The sequence below is a fragment of the Mycobacterium talmoniae genome, from assembly GCF_001854525.1.
Lineage (GTDB): Bacteria > Actinomycetota > Actinomycetes > Mycobacteriales > Mycobacteriaceae > Mycobacterium > Mycobacterium talmoniae.
On the sequence record NZ_MLQM01000231.1, the window covers coordinates 1 to 6,387 of the forward strand.

General features: G+C 69.8%; 10 protein-coding genes. 2 read left to right on the forward strand and 8 right to left on the reverse strand.

The window, feature by feature from the left end:
- Positions 1-379 (reverse strand): FHA domain-containing protein (locus tag BKN37_RS24970; protein WP_131823689.1); only part of this gene is annotated, 379 nt, incomplete at its 3' end.
- Between the two features lie 51 nt (positions 380-430).
- A complete protein-coding gene (locus tag BKN37_RS24975) occupies positions 431-1,627 on the reverse strand; it encodes an NADH:flavin oxidoreductase (protein ID WP_071029718.1) in 1,197 nt (398 codons plus the stop codon).
- 114 nt (positions 1,628-1,741) lie between these two features.
- Between BKN37_RS24975 and BKN37_RS24980 the strand changes: the two genes are divergently transcribed.
- Positions 1,742-2,590: a bifunctional methylenetetrahydrofolate dehydrogenase/methenyltetrahydrofolate cyclohydrolase gene (locus BKN37_RS24980; protein ID WP_071029720.1), complete on the forward strand. Its 849-nt coding sequence runs from the start codon at positions 1,742-1,744 to the stop codon at positions 2,588-2,590.
- Between the two features lie 35 nt (positions 2,591-2,625).
- A complete protein-coding gene (locus BKN37_RS24985; protein ID WP_071029731.1) occupies positions 2,626-2,892 on the forward strand; it encodes a DUF3017 domain-containing protein in 267 nt (88 codons plus the stop codon).
- 21 nt (positions 2,893-2,913) lie between these two features.
- Here BKN37_RS24985 and BKN37_RS24990 read toward each other — a convergent pair whose 3' ends face one another.
- The 6 genes from BKN37_RS24990 to BKN37_RS25015 all read right to left on the reverse strand — a co-directional run.
- Positions 2,914-3,300, reverse strand: a complete 387-nt coding sequence (locus tag BKN37_RS24990) for a DUF732 domain-containing protein (protein WP_071029723.1) — start codon at positions 3,298-3,300, stop codon at positions 2,914-2,916.
- Between the two features lie 110 nt (positions 3,301-3,410).
- A complete protein-coding gene (locus tag BKN37_RS24995) occupies positions 3,411-3,734 on the reverse strand; it encodes a DUF732 domain-containing protein (protein WP_071029733.1) in 324 nt (107 codons plus the stop codon).
- A gap of 71 nt (positions 3,735-3,805) precedes the next feature.
- Entirely contained in the window at positions 3,806-4,432 is a 627-nt protein-coding gene (locus tag BKN37_RS25000; protein WP_083342038.1) for an ATPase, read from the reverse strand.
- A 2-nt stretch (positions 4,433-4,434) separates the two neighbouring features.
- The gene (locus BKN37_RS25005) at positions 4,435-4,797 is read right to left on the reverse strand and encodes a type II toxin-antitoxin system prevent-host-death family antitoxin (protein WP_071029727.1); all 363 of its coding nucleotides are present in this window, start codon (positions 4,795-4,797) and stop codon (positions 4,435-4,437) included.
- Between the two features lie 147 nt (positions 4,798-4,944).
- Positions 4,945-5,682, reverse strand: a complete 738-nt coding sequence (locus BKN37_RS25010; RefSeq protein ID WP_071029729.1) for a class I SAM-dependent methyltransferase — start codon at positions 5,680-5,682, stop codon at positions 4,945-4,947.
- 55 nt (positions 5,683-5,737) lie between these two features.
- A partial coding sequence (locus BKN37_RS25015; protein WP_131823690.1) for an alpha/beta hydrolase family protein occupies positions 5,738-6,387 on the reverse strand: 650 nt, incomplete at its 5' end.

Below are 6,387 nucleotides of genomic sequence, written 5' to 3' on the forward strand. Positions count from 1 at the left end.
ACGGCCGCGAGACGCCGGGGTGCGCGACCCCCATCATCGCGGTTTGCGGCGGCCGGCCGGCGGCGCCGAGGTGGCGGCCAACCTCGAAACTCAGCGGCGGCCCGTCGGGGTTGCCGAGGTTGATGACCTGCCCGTCGCGGATGTCGACCACCGGCACCCGGTGACCGTTGACGAACACGCCGTTCAACGAGCCGTTGTCGATCGCCATCCACCGGCCCTGCTCGAAACGCAGCAGCAGGTGGGCACGCGACACCAGGGGATGCGCAACACGCATGTCAGCACGCAGATCACGTCCGACGACCACATCGTGACCTGGGGCGAAACTGCGTTCGGACCCGTCATACCGAACGGTCAGCGCTGGCGGGGCTGGTTGACTCATCGCGTCAACTGTAGCTGTTTGCGCGACATCCGCCTCGGCCAGCCACGCTGATCAAGTCGCCATGCGGTCCGGCGCGCCGGTGACCACGCAGCGGGTCCGGCTGTAGATGGTGGGCATGCACTGGTTGCAGTGCGTGCACGCCGACGACACGGCGGTTGGTCCGTGATCGGCGGCGATCCGGTTGACCAGATCCGGTTCGGCCAGCAGCGCCCGCGCCATGGCGACGAACTCGAATCCCTCCGCCATGGCCAGATCCATCGTGGCGCGATTGGTGATCCCGCCGAGCAGGATCAGCGGCAGCGACAGCTCGGCGCGAAACAGCCGGGCCTCGCGCAGCAGGTAGGCGTCCCGGTAGGGGTATTCGCGGAGAAACTTGTGCCCGGTCATCCGCATGCCCCAGCGCAGCGGCGGTTTGAAGACCCCGGCGAATTCCTTGACCGGGGCGTCGCCGCGGAACAGGTACATCGGGTTGACCAGCGAACTACCCGCGGTGAGTTCCAGCGCGTCGAGTCCGCCGTCGTCCTGCAGCCACTTCGCGGTGGTCAACGCCTCCTCGGTGCTGATGCCGCCACGGACACCGTCGGCCATATTGAGCTTGGCGGTGACCGCGATCTGGTCCTGCACCGCGCGGCGCACCGCGGTCACCAAGCCGCGGGCCACCTTGGCCCGGTTGGCCAGCGACCCGCCGAACTCGTCGGTGCGCCGGTTGATCAACGGGCTCAGAAACGAGCTGGCCAAATAGTTGTGGCCCAAATGGATTTCGACGGCGTCGAACCCGGCGTCGACGGCGAGTCGGGCGGCGTTGGCGTGCGCCTCGATGACGTCGTCGATGTCCTCGCGGGTGGCTTTCTTGGCGAACCGCATCCCGATCGGGTTGAAGAACCGCACCGGGGCCAGCGCGGTGGCCTGGTTGGAGCGGGCGTCGGCCACCGGGCCGGCGTGACCGATCTGGGCGCTGACCGCCGCGCCCTCGGCGTGCACCGCGTCGGTGAGCCGGCGCAGCCCGGGCAGCGCCTCCGGGCGCATCCAGATTTGCTCGCCCGAGGTGCGGCCCCCGGGGGCGACCGCGCAGTAGGCGACGGTGGTCATGCCGACCCCGCCGGCCGCCGGCAGCCGGTGGTATTCGATCAGGTCATCGGTGACCAACGCGTGCGGGGTGCGCGCCTCGAAGGTCGCCGCCTTGATGATCCGGTTGCGCAGCGTGACCGGGCCGAGTTTGACGGGGCTGAAGACGTCGGGGGTGGGCATAGCGGCAGCCTATAAGGCCGCCGCAAGCCCTCCGCCGACTGTGGAGTTGATGCCCGCTGAGCGCCCCGCGGCGTGCCCCAAGTCCACGCTCGGCGGGCATGAAACAATGCCCGGGTGGGTGCGATCACGTTGGACGGCAAGGCCACGCGCGACGAAATTTTCGCCGACCTCAAACAACGGGTGGCCACGTTGGCCGCCGCGGGGCGCACACCGGGGCTGGGCACCGTGCTGGTCGGCGACGACCCCGGGTCGCAGGCCTACGTGCGGGGTAAGCACGCCGACTGCGCCAAGGTGGGCATCACTTCGATCCGCCGCGACCTGCCCGCGGACGTCAGCGCCGCCGACCTCAACGCGACCATCGACGAACTGAACGCCAACCCGGACTGCACCGGCTACATCGTGCAACTGCCGCTGCCCAAACATTTGGACGAGAACGCGGCGTTGGAACGCGTCGACCCGGCCAAGGACGCCGACGGACTGCACCCGACCAACCTGGGCCGGCTGGTGCTGGGCACCCCGGCGCCGCTGCCGTGCACCCCGCGCGGCATCGTGCACCTGCTGCGCCGCTACGACGTCGAGATCGCCGGCGCCCACGTCGTGGTGATCGGTCGCGGGGTCACCGTCGGCCGGCCGCTGGGGCTGCTGCTGAGCCGTCGTTCGGAGAATGCCACGGTGACGTTGTGCCACACCCGAACCCGTGATCTGCCCGCGCTGACCCGGCAGGCCGACATCATCGTCGCCGCGGTGGGGGTGCCGCATCTGCTGACCGCCGACATGGTGCGCCCCGGCGCGGCGATCCTCGACGTCGGGGTCAGCCGCACCGCCGACGGGCTGGTCGGCGACGTGCACCCCGACGTGTGGGAGGTCGCCGGTCACGTATCGCCCAACCCGGGTGGGGTGGGCCCGTTGACCCGGGCGTTCCTGTTGACCAATGTCGTCGAGTTGGCCGAGGGCGCGGTGTGAAACATCCCGCCCATCCCGCTCACGCCCGCCGGGTCATGGCCAGCCAATGGCCCATCCTGCTGGTCGGGCTGATCTTCGTGGTGGCGTTTGTGCTGGCGGGGGCGAACTTCTGGCGTCGCGGCGCGCTGCTGATCGGCATCGGTGTCGGGGTCGCGGCGGTGCTGCGGCTGGTGTTGTCCGAGGACCGGGCGGGTCTGCTGGTGGTACGCAACAAGGGCATCGACTTCGTCACCACCGCGACCGTCGCGGCGGTGATGCTCTACACCGCGTCGACGATCGACCCGCTGGGGACCGCCGTCTAAGCCTGGGCTCGGCGTGGGGGACTACAGCGCGGGCATGCCCGGCAGCTGCGGCAGGTTGGGCACCTGGCCCTCGGCGAGCGAATCCACCATCGACGGGCAATACATGGAAATCGCGATGCCGGTGAACAGCTGCGCCATCGCCGGGGACATGCCGCCGTTGCCGGTGATCCCGGACGCGGCCGAAGCCGCCGTCGCGCCCGGTTGGACCAGCGCCGGGCAGATGGATTGGCCGAGCGCGACCGCGCTTTGCGGGTCGCCGCCGTAGTTCACCCCGGCGCCGTCGAGCGCCGACAGGAACGAGTCATCGATCGCGTCGGCGCGGGCCGGGGCAGCGAACGCGGCGGCCAGCGCGACCGACAGCGCCAGCGTTCGGGCGAGCCAGCGGCGGAAATTCGTCAGTGTCGGCATGGCGCACTCCTCGACGCTCCGAGTGCGCGTGCGGCACTCACTGGTCAGAACAGTGCGGCATCGCCGTCACAGCGACGACACGGTGCGGTCAAGGTTTGCGCACGGTCGGCCTACGCGCCGTTTGGGCCGGCGGCGTTCGACGCGTCCGGGCAGTACACCGTGGCCGCGGCGACATACAGGTAGGCCGTTGCATAGTCCATGCCCTTGTTGGTGACGAGGCTGGTTGCCGCGTCGGACTGCTTTTTGCCCTGGGCGTACATCGAGCAGATGGAGTGGCCGGTGGCGATCGCCGCGGCGGGATCGCCGTAGTTGACCTCCCCGTGGGTGAGCATGTCCAGATACAGGTCGTCGTGCCAATCGGCCTGGGCCGGCGCGGCGAGGAGCACGGCCGTCGCGATCGGTCCAGCCATCAGGCCCGCCAACAAGGGGCCCATCCGCGAAATCATGTCCGCTCCTGTCGTCCGCGTTGGCTAATTTTAGGCAGGGCGCGGGCGCCGGTTTACCGCTAATTCGCAACCGCGAGCGCCGCCGCCACGATCGGTTTGGCCCACTCCGGCGTGGCGGACAGGTCGGGCGGGCCGACGATCTCGCCCCGCTTGACGTGCAGCACCAGCACCGGATGCGGCGCCTGTCCGGCCGCCGGGTCGGCGTCGGCGGAGTTGTCGTACACGCGGAGCTCGGTGAGCACCGGCAGCAGCTGCACCAGGTTGAGCCGACTGTGCCGGTACCGGCGGCGAATCGTCGATTCGGGGATGTCGTGGCCACCCGCACGCACCCGTTGGCGCACCCGCTGGATATGCGCGTCGGCGCTGGCCAGCCCGACATACCAGACCCGCACCTCGATGCCGGCGGCGGCCGCCTCGGTGAGCAGCCGCAATATCGTGGTGCCGCCCAGCGTGGTTTCGAACGCGAAATCCAGGTGCTCACCAATGGCGCGCTCCAGTAGGCGTTTACCCTGCTGCCACGCCATGGAGTTGGCCCGCACCTGGTCGAGGCCGGGGTTGGCGGCCATCAGCGCCCGCGCCGCCTCATCGGGGTTGTAGTAGTCGCCGCCGAAGTCGCGGATCGCGGCACCGCCGACGCTGCTCTTGCCGGCGCCGTTGACGCCGGCAAGGACATACAGCCGGGCCAAGGTCAGCGGCGCGACGTGGCGTGTGCCGCCTTGACCGCGGCGCGCCCCAGCTCGGCGGGATCGGCGTCGAACGCCGACGCGACCGCCGCCTGGGACTTCGGTGCCTGCATGCGCTCCAGCAGCGCATCGAACTGGTCGCTGAGCTCATCGAGTTCGGGTGCGCTCGAGCGGGTCAGCGCCTCGAATTCGGCGACCGACAGCAGCACCGCCTTGGGGGTGTTGTGCTTGGTGATCGCGACCGCGCCGTCGACGGCGGCCTGCTCGAAAATCGTGCCGAACTCGTTTTTGAACCGGGTGGCGGCAACGGTCGGCACGTCGACCAGCTTGCCGGCGCGGTTGCGGAAGGTCAGGGTAGACGTGGGCATGTAGCCATTCTAGCTGCTATGCACATTATGTGCATATTAGACATTTTAGCCGTCTGCTCGACGCCGCCTGCGCCGAGCAGACGCAGATTCGCATGACCGGGCCGGCTCGCGTGCGAATTTGCGTCTGCTCGGTGCTGATACCGGGTGCTACGGCAGCGTCGCGCGCACGCTGACCGTGATGTAGGGCAGCGCCAGCCCGGTCGCGTTGGCCAGCGCCGGGTGGGTGGCCAGTAACTCGCGCACCTGCTCCAGTGTCCTGGTGCGCACCTCGGCCGGCGAGGTGATGCAGTAGCTGCGGGACGCCACCAGGTCGATCAATGCTTGCGGGGTCAGGTAATTCGTCCACTCGACCGAAAAATGTTCGATGTCGCTGAACGGTTCCGGTAACGCCACCCCACCGTCCAGGGCGTCGCGGGCGTCCTCCCGGCCGATGATGCGGCCCAATTCCTTGACCCAGCCCAGGCGTTCGTCGCGGGTGTTCCAGATCAGTCCCAGCCGTCCGCCGGGCCGCAGCACCCGCACCACCTCGGGGATGGCGCGGTCGGGATCGAACCAGTGCCAGGCCTGCGCGACCAGCACCGCGTCGACGCTGTTGTCGGGCAGCGGAATCTGTTCGGCGGTGCCGAGCAGGGCCGGGGTATCGGGCAGCGCGGCGCGCAGCACCTCGAGCATCTCGGCGATCGGGTCGACGGCCACCACGTCCAGCCCGCGTTCGACCAGCCGGGTGGTCAATTTGCCGGTCCCCGCACCGAGGTCGAGCACATCCCGGGCACCGGCCGGCAGCAGCCAGTCGATCGCCTCGGGCGGATACGACGGGCGGCCCCGTTCGTACGCGGCGGCTTGCGAGCCGAACGACAGCGAGCGATCTTGCCGGGAGCGGGTCACCGCCGCCGCACGCCTTCGCTCTCGATGGCTCGGATCCTTACTCCGGAGCGGGCGCTCACTCGCCGTCTCCTTCGGTCTCGGCCAACTCTAGGGTGTGCCGGATCAGCTTGCCGACCGGCTCGGTTTCCACCAGGAACCCGTCGTGCCCGCAGATCGAGTCGACGATCTGCAGCCCCGCGCAGCCGGGCAGCAGATCGGCCAGTTCCTGCTGCTGGCGCAGCGGATAGAGCCGGTCGGAGGCGATGCCGCCGACCACCGCCGGGACCGGGCAGCCGCGCAGGGCCGCCTCCACCCCGCCGCGCCCGCGGCCCACGTCGTGGCTGCTCAACGCCTCGGTCAGGGCCACGTAGCTGCCGGCGTCGAACCGGGACACCAGCTTGGCGCCCTGATGTTCCAGGTAGCTCTGCACGGCGTAGCGACCGCCGGTGCCCGGATCCTCGCCGTCCTGGGCGGCGTTGCCGAACCGGGTGTCGAGTTCGATTTCGCCGCGATAGGTCAAATGCGCGATGCGGCGGGCGATATCCAGCCCGGTGTCGGGGGAGCGGCCGGTGCCGTGGTAGTCGCCGCCCTGCCAGTGCGGGTCGGCCTTGATCGCCGCGATCTGGGTGCTCTGGGTGCCGATCTGGTCGGCACTCGCCCGGGCGCCCACGGCCAGCAGCAGCCCCGCGCGGACCCGGTCGGGCTGGCGGATCATCCACTCCAGGG

Bases quoted from the DNA above. Each gene is read 5' to 3' on its own strand.
- BKN37_RS24975 (WP_071029718.1), bottom strand. From the start codon at position 1,627: ATGCCCACCCCCGACGTCTTCAGCCCCGTCAAACTCGGCCCGGTCACG.
- BKN37_RS24990 (WP_071029723.1), bottom strand. From the start codon at position 3,300: ATGCCGACACTGACGAATTTCCGCCGCTGGCTCGCCCGAACGCTGGCG.
- BKN37_RS24985 (WP_071029731.1), top strand. From the start codon at position 2,626: ATGGCCAGCCAATGGCCCATCCTGCTGGTCGGGCTGATCTTCGTGGTG.
- BKN37_RS24995 (WP_071029733.1), bottom strand. From the start codon at position 3,734: ATGGGCCCCTTGTTGGCGGGCCTGATGGCTGGACCGATCGCGACGGCC.
- BKN37_RS25005 (WP_071029727.1), bottom strand. From the start codon at position 4,797: ATGCCCACGTCTACCCTGACCTTCCGCAACCGCGCCGGCAAGCTGGTC.